Annotated in this window: 20 protein-coding genes; 10 read left to right on the top strand and 10 right to left on the bottom strand. The window is 62.6% G+C overall.

Going from position 1 to position 15,772, the window contains the following annotated elements; all coding sequences use genetic code 11:
• Window positions 1–63: 63 nt before the first annotated feature.
• The 4 genes from IM737_RS09960 to IM737_RS09945 are packed head-to-tail and all read left to right on the top strand — an operon-like array spanning window position 64 to window position 3,635.
• Window positions 64–987 carry an ABC transporter permease subunit gene (locus IM737_RS09960; RefSeq protein WP_236899755.1) on the top strand — a complete coding sequence of 308 codons (924 nt, stop codon included), beginning with the start codon at window positions 64–66 and terminating at the stop codon, window positions 985–987.
• The gene (locus IM737_RS09955; protein WP_236899754.1) at window positions 987–1,907 is read left to right on the top strand and encodes an ABC transporter permease; all 921 of its coding nucleotides are present in this window, start codon (window positions 987–989) and stop codon (window positions 1,905–1,907) included. Before IM737_RS09960 ends, IM737_RS09955 begins: the two co-directional genes overlap by 1 nt.
• A gap of 7 nt (window positions 1,908–1,914) precedes the next feature.
• Window positions 1,915–2,757 (top strand): ATP-binding cassette domain-containing protein, encoded by an 843-nt coding sequence (locus IM737_RS09950; protein WP_272906557.1) that lies wholly within the window; start codon window positions 1,915–1,917, stop codon window positions 2,755–2,757.
• Window positions 2,754–3,635 carry an ABC transporter ATP-binding protein gene (locus tag IM737_RS09945; protein WP_236899753.1) on the top strand — a complete coding sequence of 294 codons (882 nt, stop codon included), beginning with the start codon at window positions 2,754–2,756 and terminating at the stop codon, window positions 3,633–3,635. Before IM737_RS09950 ends, IM737_RS09945 begins: the two co-directional genes overlap by 4 nt.
• 609 nt (window positions 3,636–4,244) lie before the next feature.
• Here the strand turns inward: IM737_RS09945 and IM737_RS09940 are convergent.
• Window positions 4,245–4,706, bottom strand: coding sequence for an HIT family protein (locus tag IM737_RS09940; protein ID WP_236899906.1), 462 nt, complete (start codon window positions 4,704–4,706; stop codon window positions 4,245–4,247).
• Entirely contained in the window at window positions 4,703–5,215 is a 513-nt protein-coding gene (locus tag IM737_RS09935) for a response regulator (protein ID WP_236899752.1), read from the bottom strand. The genes IM737_RS09940 and IM737_RS09935 overlap by 4 nt, the downstream gene beginning before the upstream one ends.
• 219 nt (window positions 5,216–5,434) lie before the next feature.
• On the opposite strand from IM737_RS09935, the gene ykgO reads away from it, so the two are divergent.
• Together ykgO and IM737_RS09925 are read left to right on the top strand one after the other, a co-directional pair.
• A complete protein-coding gene (gene ykgO / locus IM737_RS09930) occupies window positions 5,435–5,560 on the top strand; it encodes a type B 50S ribosomal protein L36 (protein ID WP_046139985.1) in 126 nt (41 codons plus the stop codon).
• 86 nt (window positions 5,561–5,646) lie between these two features.
• The gene (locus IM737_RS09925) at window positions 5,647–6,069 is read left to right on the top strand and encodes an SRPBCC family protein (protein ID WP_236899751.1); all 423 of its coding nucleotides are present in this window, start codon (window positions 5,647–5,649) and stop codon (window positions 6,067–6,069) included.
• 18 nt (window positions 6,070–6,087) lie between these two features.
• On the opposite strand, the gene IM737_RS09920 is transcribed toward IM737_RS09925, so the two are convergent.
• From IM737_RS09920 to IM737_RS09910, 3 genes are all read right to left on the bottom strand, one after another.
• Window positions 6,088–6,828 (bottom strand): CPBP family intramembrane glutamic endopeptidase, encoded by a 741-nt coding sequence (locus IM737_RS09920; RefSeq protein WP_236899750.1) that lies wholly within the window; start codon window positions 6,826–6,828, stop codon window positions 6,088–6,090.
• A gap of 160 nt (window positions 6,829–6,988) precedes the next feature.
• Window positions 6,989–8,428 (bottom strand): pyruvate kinase, encoded by a 1,440-nt coding sequence (pyk, locus tag IM737_RS09915; RefSeq protein ID WP_236899749.1) that lies wholly within the window; start codon window positions 8,426–8,428, stop codon window positions 6,989–6,991.
• Window positions 8,425–8,985, bottom strand: coding sequence for a DUF1036 domain-containing protein (locus IM737_RS09910; RefSeq protein ID WP_336886239.1), 561 nt, complete (start codon window positions 8,983–8,985; stop codon window positions 8,425–8,427). Before IM737_RS09910 ends, pyk begins: the two co-directional genes overlap by 4 nt.
• Before the next feature lie 174 nt (window positions 8,986–9,159).
• Here IM737_RS09910 and IM737_RS09905 point away from each other — a divergent pair, with 174 nt between their 5' ends.
• Window positions 9,160–9,420 carry a DUF2312 domain-containing protein gene (locus IM737_RS09905; protein ID WP_236899748.1) on the top strand — a complete coding sequence of 87 codons (261 nt, stop codon included), beginning with the start codon at window positions 9,160–9,162 and terminating at the stop codon, window positions 9,418–9,420.
• Between the two features lie 5 nt (window positions 9,421–9,425).
• Here the strand turns inward: IM737_RS09905 and IM737_RS09900 are convergent, their stop codons facing one another.
• A complete protein-coding gene (locus IM737_RS09900; RefSeq protein WP_236899747.1) occupies window positions 9,426–10,202 on the bottom strand; it encodes a class II glutamine amidotransferase in 777 nt (258 codons plus the stop codon).
• 1 nt (window position 10,203) lies between these two features.
• Window positions 10,204–10,914 (bottom strand): aspartate/glutamate racemase family protein, encoded by a 711-nt coding sequence (locus IM737_RS09895; RefSeq protein WP_236899746.1) that lies wholly within the window; start codon window positions 10,912–10,914, stop codon window positions 10,204–10,206.
• 159 nt (window positions 10,915–11,073) lie between these two features.
• Between IM737_RS09895 and IM737_RS09890 the strand changes: the two genes are divergently transcribed.
• Both IM737_RS09890 and IM737_RS09885 read left to right on the top strand, forming a co-directional pair.
• Entirely contained in the window at window positions 11,074–11,535 is a 462-nt protein-coding gene (locus IM737_RS09890; protein ID WP_236899745.1) for an Lrp/AsnC family transcriptional regulator, read from the top strand.
• Between the two features lie 35 nt (window positions 11,536–11,570).
• Entirely contained in the window at window positions 11,571–12,323 is a 753-nt protein-coding gene (locus IM737_RS09885; protein WP_236899744.1) for a M15 family metallopeptidase, read from the top strand.
• Here the strand turns inward: IM737_RS09885 and IM737_RS09880 are convergent.
• The 3 genes from IM737_RS09880 to IM737_RS09870 form a co-directional block, all read right to left on the bottom strand.
• Window positions 12,320–12,547: a flagellar basal body rod C-terminal domain-containing protein gene (locus IM737_RS09880; RefSeq protein ID WP_236899743.1), complete on the bottom strand. Its 228-nt coding sequence runs from the start codon at window positions 12,545–12,547 to the stop codon at window positions 12,320–12,322. The genes IM737_RS09885 and IM737_RS09880 overlap by 4 nt on opposite strands.
• Window positions 12,548–12,617: 70 nt before the next feature.
• Window positions 12,618–13,208 (bottom strand): hypothetical protein, encoded by a 591-nt coding sequence (locus IM737_RS09875; protein ID WP_236899742.1) that lies wholly within the window; start codon window positions 13,206–13,208, stop codon window positions 12,618–12,620.
• Window positions 13,201–14,355, bottom strand: a complete 1,155-nt coding sequence (locus IM737_RS09870; protein ID WP_236899741.1) for a hypothetical protein — start codon at window positions 14,353–14,355, stop codon at window positions 13,201–13,203. Before IM737_RS09870 ends, IM737_RS09875 begins: the two co-directional genes overlap by 8 nt.
• Before the next feature lie 169 nt (window positions 14,356–14,524).
• Between IM737_RS09870 and IM737_RS09865 the strand changes: the two genes are divergently transcribed.
• On the top strand, window positions 14,525–15,661 hold the full coding sequence (locus IM737_RS09865) for a glycosyltransferase family 2 protein (protein WP_236899740.1): 1,137 nt from the start codon (window positions 14,525–14,527) through the stop codon (window positions 15,659–15,661).
• Window positions 15,662–15,772 lie beyond the last annotated feature (111 nt).

Genomic DNA, 15,772 nt, shown 5'->3' with positions numbered 1-15,772 from the left:
CTATTGTTTTATCCACCGGCCGGCGCGGGACGCAGCGACGCGGTGGATGTGAAAGGTCCGACAATGTTTGGATATGTAACGCGGCGCGTGCTGTCGGCTATTCCGATCGCACTGATTGCCGTTACAGCCTGCTTCTTCATTCTCCGCCTGGCACCGGGCGGTCCGTTCGACGGTGAACGGGCATTGCCGCCGGTGACGCTGGCCAACCTGCGCGCCCACTACAATCTCGATCTGCCGCTGATCCAGCAGTATTTCATCTATGTGGGCCGGCTGCTGCAGGGCGACTTCGGACCGTCGATGGTCTATAATGATTTCACCGTTGCCGAGATGCTGTGGATCGGTCTGCCCTTCACGCTGATGCTGGGCCTTACCGCTTTCGTCATCGGTACGATTGTTGGTCTGGTGGCCGGCGCAATCTCTGCGGTCAACCAGAACAAGCTGCCGGACTATGTCCTGGTGATGCTGGTCATGGTCGGGCTCGTGGTCCCCAATTTCCTGATGGCCGCCATCCTGCAACTGGTGTTCGGCGTTTATCTCGACTGGTTCCCGGCCGGCGGCTGGCAGAGCGGGTCGCTCGCCCACCTGGTGCTGCCGGTGACGGTTCTCGTGCTGCCGCATGCGGGGCGCACGGCCCGGCTGATGCGCGGCTCGATGATCGAGGTGCTCGGCACCAACTATATCCGCACCGCCCGGGCCAAGGGTCTGGGCCAGCGGCTGATCCTGGCGCGCCATGCGATCAAGCCGGCTTTGCTGCCCGTTGTGTCCTATCTTGGACCGGGCCTCTCCTATCTGCTGACCGGTTCGCTGGTGGTGGAACAGGTCTTTGCCTTGCCCGGTATCGGCAAGTACTTCATCAGCGCCGCCCTCAACCGTGACTACGGCCTCGTGCTGGGGACAACCATTCTCTACATGTTCATCATCCTGGCGGTGAACCTGCTGGTCGACATCATCTATGCATGGCTCGACCCCAAGGTGAGGTACAGCTGATGGCTGGTTTGACTGGCAAGGACGCGATACTCACCGAGTATGCGCGCAAACTCGAAACCCTCGACGCCCCCAAGGGCCGCTCGCTGACGCAGGACGCCATCTGGCGGCTGGCGCGGAATTCGGCGGCGGTTGTCTCGATCGGCGTTGTGATCCTGATCGTGCTCTTCGCGTTCGTCGGGCCGTATTTCCTGCCCTGGACCTATGACAAGATCGACTGGAGCGGCATCCGGAAGCCGCCCAATTTCGAGGCTGGCCACTTTGCCGGCACCGACCAGAACGGTCGCGACATGCTGGCCCGCATCATGCAGGGCACCCAGATGAGCCTGATCGTGGCCGGTGTCGCCACGATGGTCTCGGTGTTCATCGGCGTGGTCTATGGGGCGATTGCCGGCTATTTCGGCGGTAAGGTCGACGCCATCATGATGCGCTTCGTCGATATCATGTATGCGCTGCCCTACATCCTGTTCGTCATCATCCTGGTGGTGATCTTCGGGCGCAATCCGGTGCTGCTGTTTGTCGGCATCGGGTGCCTGGAATGGCTGACCATGGCGCGTATCGTGCGCGGCCAGACGCTCTCGATCAAAGAACGTGAATTCGTCGAGGCGGCGCGCGCCAGCGGGGCGTCGTCCTGGGCGATCATCTTCCGGCATATCGTGCCCAACCTTACCGGTCCGGTGGTGATCTATGCCACGCTGACCGTTCCCGAAATCATCCTGACGGAGAGCTTCCTCTCCTACCTTGGCCTGGGTGTGCAGGAGCCGCAGACATCGCTCGGCACGCTCATCTCGTTCGGATCGCCGGTGGCGGAGACGCTGCCCTGGATGCTGATCGGCCCCGCCGTGGTGCTGGTGAGCCTGCTGCTCTGCCTCACCTATATCGGTGACGGCCTGCGCGATGCGCTCGACCCCAAGGATCGGTAGGAACGCCATGGCATTGCTTGAAGTCAAGAATCTGAAGGTCGACTTTGCGACTCAGGATGGCACGGTGCATGCCGTGCGCGACCTGAGTTACACGCTCGAAAAGGGCCGCACCCTCGCCATCGTGGGCGAGAGCGGTTCGGGCAAGACGCAGGGCGCCTTCGCGCTGCTGGGCCTCCTGCCGCGCAACGGCAAGGCGTCGGGCTCGGTCATGTTCGACGGCAAGGAAATCCTCAACCTGCCGACCCGTGAGATCAACAAGTACCGCGCCGAACGCATCGGGATCATCTTCCAGGACCCGATGACCTCGCTCAACCCCTACCTGCGCATCTCGCGGCAGATGACCGAGGTGCTGGAGAAGCATCGCGGCATGAGCCACAGCGCAGCCCTGGCCGAGAGCGTGCGGTTCCTCGATGCCGTCCGCATCCCGGATGCCAGGAACCGCGTGCATATGTATCCGCATGAATTCTCGGGCGGCATGCGGCAGCGCGTGATGATCGCCATGTCGCTGCTGTGCCAGCCGGAACTGCTGATCGCCGACGAGCCGACCACAGCGCTCGACGTGACTGTTCAAGCCGAAATCATGGACCTGCTGGTCGACCTGCAGGAGGATTTCGGCACCTCGATCATCCTGATTACCCATGATCTGGGCATCGTGGCCGGCACCTGCGAGGACACGCTGGTGATGTTTGGTGGCAAGGTGATGGAATATCGCAAGACGGCGGATTTGTTCGCCAATCCGGAGCACCCCTATACCAAGGGTCTGATGGCGGCGATCCCCAGGCTCGACAAGAAGGTGGATCGACTGTCCACGGTTTCCTATGAATTCATGGTCGGGGAGCGACAGGCATGAGCGAGGGCGAAAACCTCACGTCGCGCGAGCGCGAACCCATCCTGAAGGTGCGGGACCTCTCGGTGGAATTTTCTATTCCCGCCGGTGGCCTGTTCGGTGGCCGCAAGATCCTGCGCGCGGTCAAGAATGTCTCGTTTGACCTCTATCAGGGCGAGACGCTGGGCATTGTGGGCGAGAGCGGCTGCGGCAAGTCGACCTTGTCGCGCGCCGTGATCAAGATGCTACCCGCCACGTCGGGCGAGTCGATCTGGATGGGCAAGGACATCCAGAAGATGAGCGTCAAGGAACTGGTGGCCCTGCGCAAGGATGTGCAGATGGTATTCCAGGACCCGCTGGCCTCGCTCAATCCGCGCATGACCTGTGGCTCGATCATCGCCGAGCCGCTGCAGATCCACTATCCGGAAATCGGCAAGGTCGAGCGTGCGGCCCGGGTTATTGAGATGATGGAAAAGGTCGGCCTGACGGCTGACATGATCAACAAGTATCCGCACGAATTCTCGGGCGGCCAGTGCCAGCGTATCGGCATCGCCCGGGCGCTGATCACCAGGCCAAAGATGATCGTCTGCGACGAGGCGGTATCCGCGCTCGACGTGTCGATCCGCGCGCAGGTGATCAACCTGCTGATGGATTTGCAGAAGGAACTGGGCATCTCGCTGCTGTTCATCTCGCACGACATCGCCGTGGTCCGGCACATCGCCCAGCGGGTTATGGTGCTGTATTTCGGCGAGGTGGTGGAAATCGGCGATGCCGAGCAGGTGGTGATGAATCCCCAGCACGACTACACCAAGAAGCTGATCGCCTCGGTTCCGGTGCCCGATCCGAAGGTGGAAATGGAGCGGCGCGAGCTGCGGCGGAAGCTGCGCAAGGCAGCGGCGTAGGAAGACCGCGTCGCGCGTGTGATGGGCAAGGCGGTGCCTTCAGTCACCCTGTGACGCAGGGCCATCGCAGCTGGAGTCTGGCACGCTCTCGCCACGGCACCGAACGGCACCTCCCCCTTGATAGGGGAGGGTGGGAGGGGGTGACGGGAGCCCCGATATTGGGACCGCCCCCCACCCTTGATCCCTCCCCACAGAGGGGGAGGGTGTCGACTACACCATCGCAGACCACCGAATGTCCATATGCGGCAGCTCTCCACTCGCGGAGGCTGGGAAGGGTGGGGCAATACGTTCTAACCCCTTGCCTTATCCATCTTATCCCCGCCCCAATTCCTTCCCCCATACTGCAGCCATCCCCGCCATCACGCGGCCCCGACGCAGGGCCGGGTGGGGAGACCGTGGGATGGGGGCGCCTGTCCAGTGGGGGGAAATACGGCAGCCGGGCCTGCAATACTGGTACCGCCTGAACCATACCCTGCAGAAGAGCGGATCGTGATGGGCGGCCTTTGGTCCGTTCTATGTCGACAAGTTCTTGGTCTAAAGGCCGCCCATCGCCGTGCCCCCGGGCGCTCTTGCGCTCCGGACTTAGATAACCGCGCTACAGGCGGCGCTTCAGCTCGCCTCACGAATACGCGCCGCCATGTCCGCCATTTCGGTATCGGTGAATTCCAGCACGCCATGCTCGGCCATCAGCGCATGATATTGCTGCTGCTCGTAGGGCACGCCTTTGGGGAGGGGTACGACATGCCAGTGCAGATGGCTGTTGCCCTGTTGGCTGCCGAGCGAGAGCACATAGATGCGCTCGGCGTCGAAGACCTCCTTGAGGGCGCGGGAGAGACGGTGGATCTTTGCCTGCAGGTCCAGGTAGGCGGCTGACGACAGGCCGTTGGCCAAATCTTCCACATGTGCTTTGGGCGCGACCAGGCAGTAGCCCGGCTGCGTCGGATATTTGCTCATGAAAACAATGGCGTCATCGTCTTCGGTCACGATGTGATGCGCATAGCCGGGGTCGCCGGCCACCAGGGCGCAGATGAAGCAAGGGCCGTTGCGGGTGCGATGGACCAGGCTCGTCAGATCGAAGGGCTGGCCTTGGGAATGCTGCCCTCGCGACGATCGTTCTTGCCGACGTCGACGGTCTTGCGGCGACGGTCGGGGCCGACATATTCGCGGGCCTCGATGAAACCGCGCGGGTTGGCTTCAATGTTGGCTAAGCGCGATTGCAGATGGTTGGCAGCAAAGGGTTTGCGCAGGAATTCGGTGACGCCGGCGTCGCGGGCTTCGGCGATGCGCTTGGCATCAGGGGCGGCGCTCATCATGATGACAGGCACGAGGCGGTTCTGGCAGTCCATGGCGGCGCGGAGTTTCTTGGTAAAGGCGACGCCATCCATGCCTTCGAGATCGTCGGCGACGATGATGACGTCGAAGGCGCGGCGCTTGAGCTGGGTCATGGCGCTGGTGGCGTCATAGACCTCTTTGATATCCTTGCGACCGATGCTGCGCAGCATCACGGCGACCAAAGCCGCCATGTGCTGGGACTGATCGGCAATGAGGACGCCGCGCTTGCTGATTGCCTCTATGGCCATAGGTGACACCGCAGACCCATCTATTTCGTAGTGGCCACAATAGCTTGGCTTTGCCTACGCCCAGTTAATCCGTTGCTCGAAATGCCGGCTTTGCCAACAGCGGTTAACGGATGAAAACCGGCGTTCTGGCGCGTTGACAGGGCAGAGCAATTTCCCTATGTATGCGCCCAAGTTTCCGGGCGCGCAGGCGCCCCTTTTATTTGACTTGAGGATAGACCGATGAAAGTCCGTAACTCGCTGAAGGCGCTGATGACTCGCCACCGCGCGAACAAGCTCGTCCGCCGTCGCGGCCGGGTCTACATCATCAACAAGGTGGACAAGCGCTTCAAAGCCCGCCAGGGCTAAGCGACTTCTCTCAGAAGATGCATTGCAAGGCCCGCGAAAGCGGGCTTTGTTGCTTTTGTGCCGAAGTTGGGCGCGAGGAAATGGCCATGCGACGGTCTCACACCATCACCATCTCGATCGAATGCCCGTTCGACGATGTCTATGCCTATGTCGGCAGGCCGGCCAATTTTGCGAACTGGGCGGCGGTGGAGCCTGGTAGCTTCCGGCCGCTCGACAATGGCGATTGGCAGGGCGAGACGCCGTTCGGCTTCCGGCATTTCCGTTTCAGCCCGCCCAACAATTATGGCGTGCTCGACCATGCGGTCTTCGTGCCCGACGGCGAAATTCTCTATACACCGATGCGCGTGGTGCCCAATGGCGACGGGGCGGAGTTGATCTTCACCTTTTTCCGGCGCGAGGGCATGGACGATGCGCAGTTTTCGTCGGCCGTCGAATGGATCATGACCGACTTCCTGTCGCTCAAGAGCCTGCTTGAGGCGCGCAGATCGCGGCAGGATATCGACCTCTAGAAAGCCGCTAATCGTCGCCTATGCTCCCGCTTCGATCGGTGTGTGACCGATGGCGAGCAGGGTCGGGAGCAGGAACTCGATCCAGTCATTGAGGATGTGGGCGCCGGTCGAGACCCAGATGTTGCGTGTCAGCAGGAACGCGGCGGTCAGCATCAGGCGGGCCGAGCCGATGACACCGAAGCACTGGATCAGGTTCCAGTTATAGGTCGGCAGGTGGACCGCCGCGAACCAGGCGGTGGATACGATCACCGCGATGACCAGCCCCACACGCCGCGATAGGCCGAATTTGCGCACGCAGAGCCATAGCACGGCGAGCAGTGGCAGGATGGTCATCAGCTCTTCGCCAAGCAGCTGGATGGCCGTGCGCAGCAGGAAGATGGCGATATCGGCCGGACCCACATTGGCCAGCGCCGCCGCTGTCGGATTTGCCGTCATCGACGTGACCCGCATCAGGATGAGGCCGATGGATAAGGAAACTGCCAGAGTGAGAATGCCAAAGCCAGCGGCAAGGGCAAGCTGCTTGATGCCGATGCGACCGAACAGGGCTGTGTGATTGCCGCCTGAGACGACGACCAGGGTGAGCAGGGGCACGCCCGTGAACAGGATTGCCGGCACCAGGTTGAGCGGAAAGGTGGAGAAGGGCAGCATCGTCAGCAGCAGGAAACCAATTGCCACCGACGCCACGATGGCGAGCCAGCCGAGGGGCGCGATGTCCACCGGGACGCCGCGGTAGTATGGGAAGTCGATGCTGCTGCTCATGTCTCACCATGTGCTCGGGGTCGGCTAGACCCAGACTATGTGGTGACGTTAGCCGCCGTGCAAGACGAGTTGGCTGCTAGGCGAGCGTCGACCATTTCGGAAAGCTCGAACAAAAAAGGCCCGCTTGCGCGGGCCTTCGCATTGTCGGATTTGCGCCCGATCAGCTCGAACCAGCGCCGTCCTGGCGGACGAAGGCGATGCGCAGCATGTTGGTGGCGCCGGGCGTGCCCAGCGGGATACCTGCGGTGATGGCGATGCGGTCGCCGGGGCGGGCAAAGCCCTCCTGATAGGCGATGACGCAGGCGCGATCGACCATGTCTTCGAGCGACACGGCATCCTCGGTCTGCACGCAATGGACGCCCCAGACCACCGACATGCGGCGGATGGTGCGCATATTGGGCGAGAGGACGATGATGGGCTTGCTGGGCCGCTCGCGGGCGGCACGAATGCCGGTCGACCCGGAGGCCGTGTAGGTGACGATGGCGGCCAGGTCGAGGGTTTCGGCGACCTGGCGCGTGGCGGCCGAGATGGCGTCGGCAGCGGTGGCTTCCGGCTCGGTCTGGGCAGCGCGGATGATGCCGCGATAGTTGGCGTCGCCTTCGACGGCCACGGCAACCTTGTTCATGGTCGCAACCGCTTCGATCGGATACTGACCCGAGGCGGATTCGGCCGAGAGCATGATGGCATCGGCGCCTTCGAACACGGCGATCGACACGTCCGAGACTTCGGCGCGGGTCGGGACCGGCGAGGTGATCATCGATTCCAGCATCTGGGTGGCAACGACCACTGGCTTGCCGTAGCGGCGGCACATGCGGATCATGCGCTTCTGCAGACCCGGCACGGTTTCGAGTGGCAGTTCGACGCCCAGATCGCCGCGTGCCACCATAATGGCGTCGCTGAGCTTGACGATTTCTTCGAGCCGATCGATGGCCTGCGGTTTTTCGATCTTGGCCATGACGCCGGCGCGACCCTGGACGATCTTGCGGACATCGATCAGGTCTTCGGGGCGCTGCACGAAGCTGAGCGCGATCCAGTCGGCCTCGGCCTTGAGGCCTTCGAGCAGATCGGCGTGATCCTTCTCGGTCAGCGCGCCAGTGGGCAGCAGCGTATCGGGCAAGGAGACGCCCTTCTTGTCGCTGAGCTTGCCGCCATAGATCACTTCAGTCTCGATCATGCCGCCGCCGACCTTGGTGGCCTTGAGGGCCAGCTTGCCATCGTCGAGCAACAGGCGATCGCCGACCGAAACGCTTTCGATGATCTCGGGATGGGGCAGGTACACGCGTTCGCTGTTGCCGGTGTCGTTCTTGTCGCTATCGAGCGTGAATTTCTGCCCGGCAACGAGGTTGACCGAACCTTCGGCGAATTTCCAGACGCGCAGCTTGGGACCCTGCAGGTCGACCAGGATGCCGAGCGGATGATTGAGCTTTTTCTCGACAGCGCGAATGCGCGCCACGGTCTGATGCAGGACCTCGTGGCTTGCGTGGCTCATATTGATGCGGAAGACGTCGGCACCGGCCTTGGCCAGTTCCTCGATCATCTTTTCATCGTGGCTTGCGGGCCCGAGGGTGGCGAGGATCTTCGCGCGTCGCATGCGTTTCATTGCGTATCCGTTTCTTGCGTCGTTATGTCGTCCTGGGGTGCGTCCACATCGGCAGGATCGACAAGGAAAGTGGGGTCTTCGAGGTCTTCGCCATCAGGGCCCACCACGGCCGGGCCGTTGGCGTTCTCGGTGAGCTGCAGCGTCCAGTCCGTGCGGTTTTGTGTATCGATTTCGAAGAAGCCGGTGCGCTCATAGCCGCGGGCGAGGCAATCCTCAACCCCGAATATGGTGAAGGTCTCGTCGCGCGTACACATGAACACCGCTCCATCCCAGGCACCGCCCGCGACATCATCGGCTGCGAATATGTAATAGAAGCGACGCTCGAGATCGCCCTGGTAGAGCACGCGGCAATCGCCGGGAGGCGCCTGCCACCAGCCTTCGCTCATCCAGCCGCGTTCGGCGCGGTAGCCCATGGCGACCGAAACCAGATTGGTGGTCTCGTTGCAGATGCGCAAATCGGCGTGAGCCGGCGTTGCGAAAAACGCCAGGTTTGCGAACATCGCGCCGATCAGGGTCGTGCCGAGACGGATGGTGTGCAAAAGCGTGCCGGAAATCATCGGGAAAACGTGCCTTCTTTGAGCCCATGGTGACGCATTGGTCAATGGCTAATGCCCCGATTTGACGGAATTGCGGGTATGCCGGAATGGCGACATGTGGATTGGATCACAAAGGGGTTGAACCGGGGGACGGAGTACGGTTCAAGCAGCGCTTGATCTGAAGAGGACGAACCCATGGCTGAAGACAGCGTTGCCCAGGACCAGCTCCGGGCGTTCATCGAGCGCATCGAGCGCATGGAAGAAGAAAAGGCGGCCATCGCCGCTGACATCAAGGAAATCTACGCCGAGGCCAAGGGCAACGGCTTCGACACCAAGATTCTGCGCAAGATCGTGGCCATCCGCAAGCAGGATGCCAATGAGCGCGCCGAGCAGGAAGCAATCCTCGAACTGTATATGGCTGCCCTGGGCATGGTCGCGGCGCCGCCGGAAGACTGAGTTCGCTATCCAGCGACCGCAAATTCGCCGATCGATACATTGTCCCGCCCGGTCGTCGTCATGACGCTGCCGGGCGGAACTGTTTTCCAAGTGTCGCCGGCATCGCCAAAGGGTTCGGACGCAATAGCAATGCCCGCCTCGAGTTCGCGCCAATAGAGCGAGGGGGCGCGGTCGTCGCTGGCCCAGCGAAAGGCGTGCAGCGTCTGGCCATCGGCCAGAATGGCGGTGAATCGCAAGGCGGCCTCGATCTGGCTGGCGCGCATGGTGGCGAGGCAGGCCGAGAGCGTGCTGGCAATGGCGGCAACCGGGTCGCTGGCCAGGCCGTGTCCCACAGCAGCCAGGAAGATGGCTTCGCTGTCGCCATTGCCGCGGCGGCGGGCATACTGGTCGTCCGGGATCATGGCTTCGATCGGACGGCGGATGCGATCGTAGCCGCCGATCTGACCATTATGCATGAACAGGTGGCGGCCGCTGGCGAAGGGGTGGCAATTGGCCATGGATACCTCGCCCGAGGTCGCCGAGCGGACATGGGCGAGGAACATGGGTGTCTCAAGCTGGTGGCACAGCGAAGCCAGATTGGCATCGGACCAGGCCGGCAGGGTGCCACGATAGATGCCAGGCTCCGGTCTTGTGCCGTACCAGCCGATGCCGCAGCCATCGCCATTGACCACCGTCTTGGCCTCGCGCGCGGCGAGAGACTGGCTGACGAGCGACGAAGCCGGCTCGATCAGCAGCGTATCGAGGAAGGCCGGCTCCCCGGCATAGGCGAGGAAGCGGCACATTTCAGGCGGCCCGGTCCAGGGTTTCGGCCATGGCGAAGCGCACGGCTGCGTCGGCGTGGATGGCGGTGGAGTCATAGCCTGGGAGCGGGAGGGTGGCTGGGTCGATCAGGAGGGAGATTTCGGTGCAACCGAGAATGACGGAGTCGATGCCCTCGACGCGCGCCGCGTCGATAATGGCCAGGTAGCGGTCGCGGGAGGTGGCGCGGACCTGACCCTGACAGAGTTCGTCGAAGATGATGTCGTGGACGATTGTGCGGTGGTGCGCATCGGGAACGACAATGTCGATGCCGTGTTGCGCCATGCGCTCGGCGTAAAAGCCGTGCTCCATCGTATAGCGGGTGGCCAGCAGCAGGGGGCGGCGGCGGCCGTCGGCGCGCAGGGCGAGCGCGGTTTCGTCAATGATATCAATGAGGGCGACGCCGCTCATGGCCGCGACGGGGGCGGCGACGAGATGCATGGTATTGGTGCAGATCAGCACACAGGCGGCGCCGGAGCGGGCGAGCCCGGCACCCGCCTCGCCTAACAGGGTGGCTGCATCGTTCCAGCGACCGTCCTTCTGCAGATCGACGACACGGGCGAAATCGAGCGAGCGCATGGCGATTTCGGCGGAGTGCAGGCCGCCGCGTTGGCGACGCACTGCCTCGTTGATGAGGCGGTAATAGACTGCCGTGGATTCCCAGCTCATGCCGCCGATCAGGCCGATAGTCTTCATGGTGTTTGCTCCATCCTTGCTGCCAGCATGCTGGATGTCTTGTGCAAACAGGATGCGATGTTGCCATCGACGGTTTGCCGTTCTGCACGTGCGAGGCGCAATTGTAGAGATTGAAGCTGGTGGATTGCGCAGTAGCGTCGGATCGTGCACGATTGGGTCATGCTGGATGATCGTGACCGCCGTATCCTGGAACTGCTGCAAGCTGATGCTGAAATGGCGGTGAGCGCGATTGCCGACGCGGTGGCACTGTCGGCATCAGCCTGTTCGCGGCGGATCGCGCGGCTACGCGAGGAGGGATATATCGCGCGCAGCGTTGCCCTGCTCGACCGCAAGAAGCTTGGTTTGCCGACGACGGTGTTTGTTATCGTGCGGACGGGGCGGCATGAGGCGGGGTGGCTGGAGCAGTTCCACGCGGCGGTGAGCACCATACCGGAGATTGTCGAGGTGCATCGGCTGACCGGGAATTTCGACTATATCATCAAGCTCGTGCTGCCCAATGTGGAGCACTATGATGTCATCTATCGTCAGCTGGTCGGCCGGATCGAGCTGTTCGACATGTCGGCCTATATCTCGATGGAGACTGTGAAGCTCTCGACGGGCTTGCCCACCAACTATGTCTAGGGGCTTGGCGTGATCGACGACTGAGGGGGTAACGAATGCGTCTGGCTATTTGTCCTTTGGCACTGCTTTTGCTGGCCATTCCCGCCACCGCCGACGATGCTGCCAAGCGGGCGGCGCTCGTAGCGGGCTATCCCGATCTCTTCGTGTTCGATGGCAACGACGTGGTGTTTCCCGATGGCACGCGGATCGTTTGGGACGATGGCAAGGCGCGCGGTGCCGAGGAACTGATCGCATCGCCTGACGTGGAGGACATGTTCCACTATGTCTATCCGCTGGCTGCAGCGGGCGCGCTGACCCCGGACAGGGACTTCGATCCTGGGCGCATTCGCAATGAGAATTTCTTCAAGGCCATTTATGGCGCGAGTGCAGGCGCGGTGGACGATCATGTCGTCAGTGTGCCGTGGCTCGGCGGCTCGGCACGGGTGACGACGCTGCTTGATATAGACCAGCGGCTGGCTGCAGTTGCCGCGGGCATGACGGGCGAACTGGTAGACTATGGGCGCAATCCGGGCGGCGGGTTCAACTGGCGGGTGATTGCCGGCACGAGCCAGCTGAGCGTGCATTCGTTCGGCGCGGCCTTCGACATCAATGTCGACTTCTCGGACTACTGGCGCTGGGCCGGGGTGGATGCCGATCCCATTCCGTTCAAGAACCGCATTCCGCTGGCGGTGGTCGCGCTGTTCGAGGCCGAGGGGTTTATCTGGGGCGGGCGCTGGTATCACTATGACACCATGCATTTCGAATACCGGCCGGAATTGATCGCCTATGCCAAGGCGATGGCTGATTAGGCCAGGATATCTATGGCCGACTTCTGCATGTCGCCGATGGCCTTGGCGACCTTGGCATTGGCGGCGAAGTCGTGCTTGGACTGCATGACATTGACCATTTCGGTGCCCAGATCGACATCGGCGAGACCCGTGCCGTAGCGGGCGACGCGGTTCGCGCTGGCTTCAAAGCGGTCGGACGCCCGGTGCATGCCGGAAATGCTGCTGGACAGTGCTGAAATGGCCATGGGTACCTCTGCGGCGCAGACTACCGCAGGTCGGTAGCTACGCCGTTAAGGGGATTGGTAAAGTTTGGTCCTATTGCGGGCCCAGACTTGCGGCTGTCAGCTTGACCGAGCGCCAGTAGGTGTCGGCGATGCGGCCGGGATTGATGGCGTCGGGGTAGGACAGCAGCAGGTCGAGGTAGCCGTCGACGATGGCGGAAGCGGGAACGGCCAGCGTGAAGCGTTCGGTCTTGTCGGGTGTGACCGAAACTTCGCCGATCTGCGTATCTCCGGACGAGATCACCACGCGCTGCTGGGGTGGACCGTCGAGAGTCGTGCCGGACAATTCGAGCGTCAGCGTCAGGTCCTGCGGGGTGGCAATGGCGAAGCGCAGGCGCGAGGAGGTGCCGACCGAGTGCAGGCCGTCGCCGGCGGGACCGGTCCAGCCGCAGGGCAGCAGTTCGCGGGTCTCGTCGCCCCCGGCGCGGAAATCGAGTTCGGTGCCGAGGGTGTACTGCCCGGTGACGATCTGCGGCAGGCAGGTGGTGGTGCGGTCGATGTAATAGGCGCGGTAATCCGCCGAGACCTGCGGATGGAGCGCCTGCCAGAGCACGGCGAGTTCGAACAGCGCCAGCAGGGCGGCGAGGGCGTAGGTGCCCAGCGCGGCGGGGGAGCGATCAGACAAGCGCAATATTGCCTCCCAGCCAGGCGAGAGTGGTGAACCAGGCGCCCGCTATCAGGGCGACCAAGCTCAGCATGAAAATCGGGCGATGGCGGCCGAGGATGGTCATCAGGGTGATGGTGAGCGGCGCCATGCCGGCCATGAAGCGCATCATCGAGGCGAGACCCGCCGCCAGTGGAATGAGGATGCAGGCGAGGGCAAAGACCACCGCGGGCCACTGGCGGCGCCACGCCAGAATGGCTGTCAGCACGAAGCCGGCGACGGCAGCCAAAGCAAGGATCTGCGAATTGTGCAGCCACTGGCCTTCGCCGGGTGGCGTACTAAGGCCGCGCCAGAGATATGTCGCGGGATTGCCCACCATGCGGCCCCAGGCGCGCTGCACATGGCTGAAGGCCAGGCCATCGCCCATCCAGTAACGCAGGAAGGCCATGTAGACGAAGAGGCCGAGCGGAGCGATGAAGATGGCAAGGACCAGACGCGGTTGGCCGAGCAGACCGGGTACGACGCCGCGCCAGGAGCCATTATTGCGACGCCAGTCCATCAGGGCCTGCACGCCGATGGAGATGGAAGCGAAGACGCCGACAATGCGCGTGGCCGAGAGCAGTGCCGTGGCACCGGCGGCACCGAGATAGTTGGAGCGGCTGAGGAAGCGGAAGACCAGCGTGGTCAGCAGCACGAACATCACTTCGGTGAAGAAAGTGGTGAAATAGATCGACAGCGGGCCCGCCAGCATGAAGGCGGCGTAGAGCGTGTAAGCCTGCTTGTTGCGGCCCAGCAGCGGCCAGGCGATGACGACGGCGGCATAGGCGGTGGCGATCGAGACCAGGCTCGCCGTGGTGATGGTGGGCAGCGGAACCAGCTTGGAAATGACGCCGACCAGCATAGGATAGAACGGAAAGAACGGCCAATTGCCGCCATTGCTGCGGCTTGGCACCGGGAAGCGGTCGTAGCCGGTCTCGGCCATGGTGACGTACCAGTTGCAGTCCCAGCGGCAGAGCGCATCGAAATAGTCCGCGGCCGGCATGTCGGGCCACTCATAGCGGAAGGCGAGGAAGCGGATCAGCGTGCCCAGCAAAACGAAGGCCAGTGGCAAGAGCAGGACGAAGGCGGTGGCACGGTCTTGGCGCGGATCGATGCTGGCCTGATGCACGGCGGCTCCCATTGTGGTGGTCAGGCGTTCAGTGACACATTGGACGGGTGGTGACACTTGCGCCAAATGCAAGGCAGCTATGGGCCGATTGTGGGCAACCCAGGCGATAGGATATGCTTTTAGAGAGTTAGCGGGGAACCAACCCGCAGAGCATTACAGGTAAGCGCGCATGTCGATCGGACCTTCAACCAGCCCAATGGTCGAACAGCAGGCCACATTCAATCCTCCGCAACTCGCCGTTATCGTTCCCAGCTACAATGAGCGGGACAATATCGAGTTGCTTTACGAAAAGGTCGCGATCGCTCTGGGCGACACGCCATGGGAAATGATTGTCGTCGACGACAACAGCCCCGATGGCACGGCCGATGTCGTCAACGAGCTATCCCGCGTCTATGCCAATGTGCGTTGCCTGCGCCGGTTCGGGCGCCGTGGCTTGGCCTCGGCGTGTGTCGAGGGCATGGCGGTGACGGCTGCGCCCTATGTGGCGGTGATCGATGCCGATCTGCAGCATGACGAGGCGATCCTGCCCGAGATGCTGAAGCGGGCGCTTGACGGTGCCGACCTCGTGGTCGGCTCGCGCTTTGCCGATGGGGGTTCGGCCGGCGAGGGGCTGAGTACGGCGCGGCTGTCGGGCAGCAATTTCGCCAACAAGCTGGCTGGCATGATTGCCGGACAGGCGGTGAGCGATCCGATGAGCGGGTTTTTCCTGATGCGCCGCGAGGCGGCGCTCAAGGCGGCGCCGAAGCTGGCCAGTGATGGCTTCAAGGTCCTGATCGACCTGATCGTGACCTCGGCGCGCATGGGTGCGCCGCTCAAGATCGCCGAAGTGCCTTACACGTTCCGCCCGCGCCATGCCGGTGAGAGCAAGATGAACCCGCTGATCGTGATCCAGTATCTGGGTCTGTGGTTCTCCAAGCTGACCAATGGCGCGTTGCCGCCGAGCTTCCTGCTGTTTGGGCTGGTGGGTGGCACGGGCGTGGTGGTGCATCTGGCGGTGCTGGCGGCGTTCACGGCGATGGGCCAGGGCTTCGTGCTCAGCCAGATTATGGCGACCCTGACGGCCATGGCCTGGAACTTCGTCCTCAACAACAATCTGACTTATGCCGATCGCAAGCTACGCGGGACACGGCTGATCACGGGCTTCCTGAGCTTCTGCGCCATCTGCGCGCTGGGCGGGATCGCCAATATCTCGGTGGCCAATGCGATCTACCAGTGGGATCACCAGACGTTTATCGCTGGCCTGTCCGGCGCGGTGATGAGCTCGGTCTTCAACTATGCGGTGACGCGGGCGTTTACCTGGAAGTAGGGCGACCTACTCCTATCGGTGGCAGTTGAACGTTTCGGGCAAGCGGCATTCACCCCCACCTACCTCCCCCATCAAGGGGGAGGTTTCTCTCCACTTGCGTGCTGAGATCGA

Source organism: Devosia sp. SL43, from assembly GCF_021729885.1.
Taxonomy (GTDB): domain Bacteria; phylum Pseudomonadota; class Alphaproteobacteria; order Rhizobiales; family Devosiaceae; genus Devosia.
The sequence above is the reverse complement of the archived record's forward strand: the minus strand, read 5'-3'. Positions and strand labels throughout refer to the sequence as shown.

Bases quoted from the DNA above. Each gene is read 5' to 3' on its own strand.
- ykgO (WP_046139985.1), top strand. From the start codon at position 5,435: ATGAAAGTCCGTAACTCGCTGAAGGCGCTGATGACTCGCCACCGCGCG.
- IM737_RS09880 (WP_236899743.1), bottom strand. From the start codon at position 12,547: ATGGCCATTTCAGCACTGTCCAGCAGCATTTCCGGCATGCACCGGGCG.
- IM737_RS09865 (WP_236899740.1), top strand. From the start codon at position 14,525: ATGTCGATCGGACCTTCAACCAGCCCAATGGTCGAACAGCAGGCCACA.
- IM737_RS09925 (WP_236899751.1), top strand. From the start codon at position 5,647: ATGCGACGGTCTCACACCATCACCATCTCGATCGAATGCCCGTTCGAC.
- IM737_RS09920 (WP_236899750.1), bottom strand. From the start codon at position 6,828: ATGAGCAGCAGCATCGACTTCCCATACTACCGCGGCGTCCCGGTGGAC.
- IM737_RS09900 (WP_236899747.1), bottom strand. From the start codon at position 10,202: ATGTGCCGCTTCCTCGCCTATGCCGGGGAGCCGGCCTTCCTCGATACG.
- IM737_RS09950 (WP_272906557.1), top strand. From the start codon at position 1,915: ATGGCATTGCTTGAAGTCAAGAATCTGAAGGTCGACTTTGCGACTCAG.
- pyk (WP_236899749.1), bottom strand. From the start codon at position 8,428: ATGAAACGCATGCGACGCGCGAAGATCCTCGCCACCCTCGGGCCCGCA.
- IM737_RS09905 (WP_236899748.1), top strand. From the start codon at position 9,160: ATGGCTGAAGACAGCGTTGCCCAGGACCAGCTCCGGGCGTTCATCGAG.
- IM737_RS09885 (WP_236899744.1), top strand. From the start codon at position 11,571: ATGCGTCTGGCTATTTGTCCTTTGGCACTGCTTTTGCTGGCCATTCCC.
- IM737_RS09895 (WP_236899746.1), bottom strand. From the start codon at position 10,914: ATGAAGACTATCGGCCTGATCGGCGGCATGAGCTGGGAATCCACGGCA.
- IM737_RS09945 (WP_236899753.1), top strand. From the start codon at position 2,754: ATGAGCGAGGGCGAAAACCTCACGTCGCGCGAGCGCGAACCCATCCTG.
- IM737_RS09910 (WP_336886239.1), bottom strand. From the start codon at position 8,985: ATGATTTCCGGCACGCTTTTGCACACCATCCGTCTCGGCACGACCCTG.
- IM737_RS09935 (WP_236899752.1), bottom strand. From the start codon at position 5,215: ATGGCCATAGAGGCAATCAGCAAGCGCGGCGTCCTCATTGCCGATCAG.
- IM737_RS09955 (WP_236899754.1), top strand. From the start codon at position 987: ATGGCTGGTTTGACTGGCAAGGACGCGATACTCACCGAGTATGCGCGC.
- IM737_RS09890 (WP_236899745.1), top strand. From the start codon at position 11,074: ATGCTGGATGATCGTGACCGCCGTATCCTGGAACTGCTGCAAGCTGAT.
- IM737_RS09960 (WP_236899755.1), top strand. From the start codon at position 64: ATGTTTGGATATGTAACGCGGCGCGTGCTGTCGGCTATTCCGATCGCA.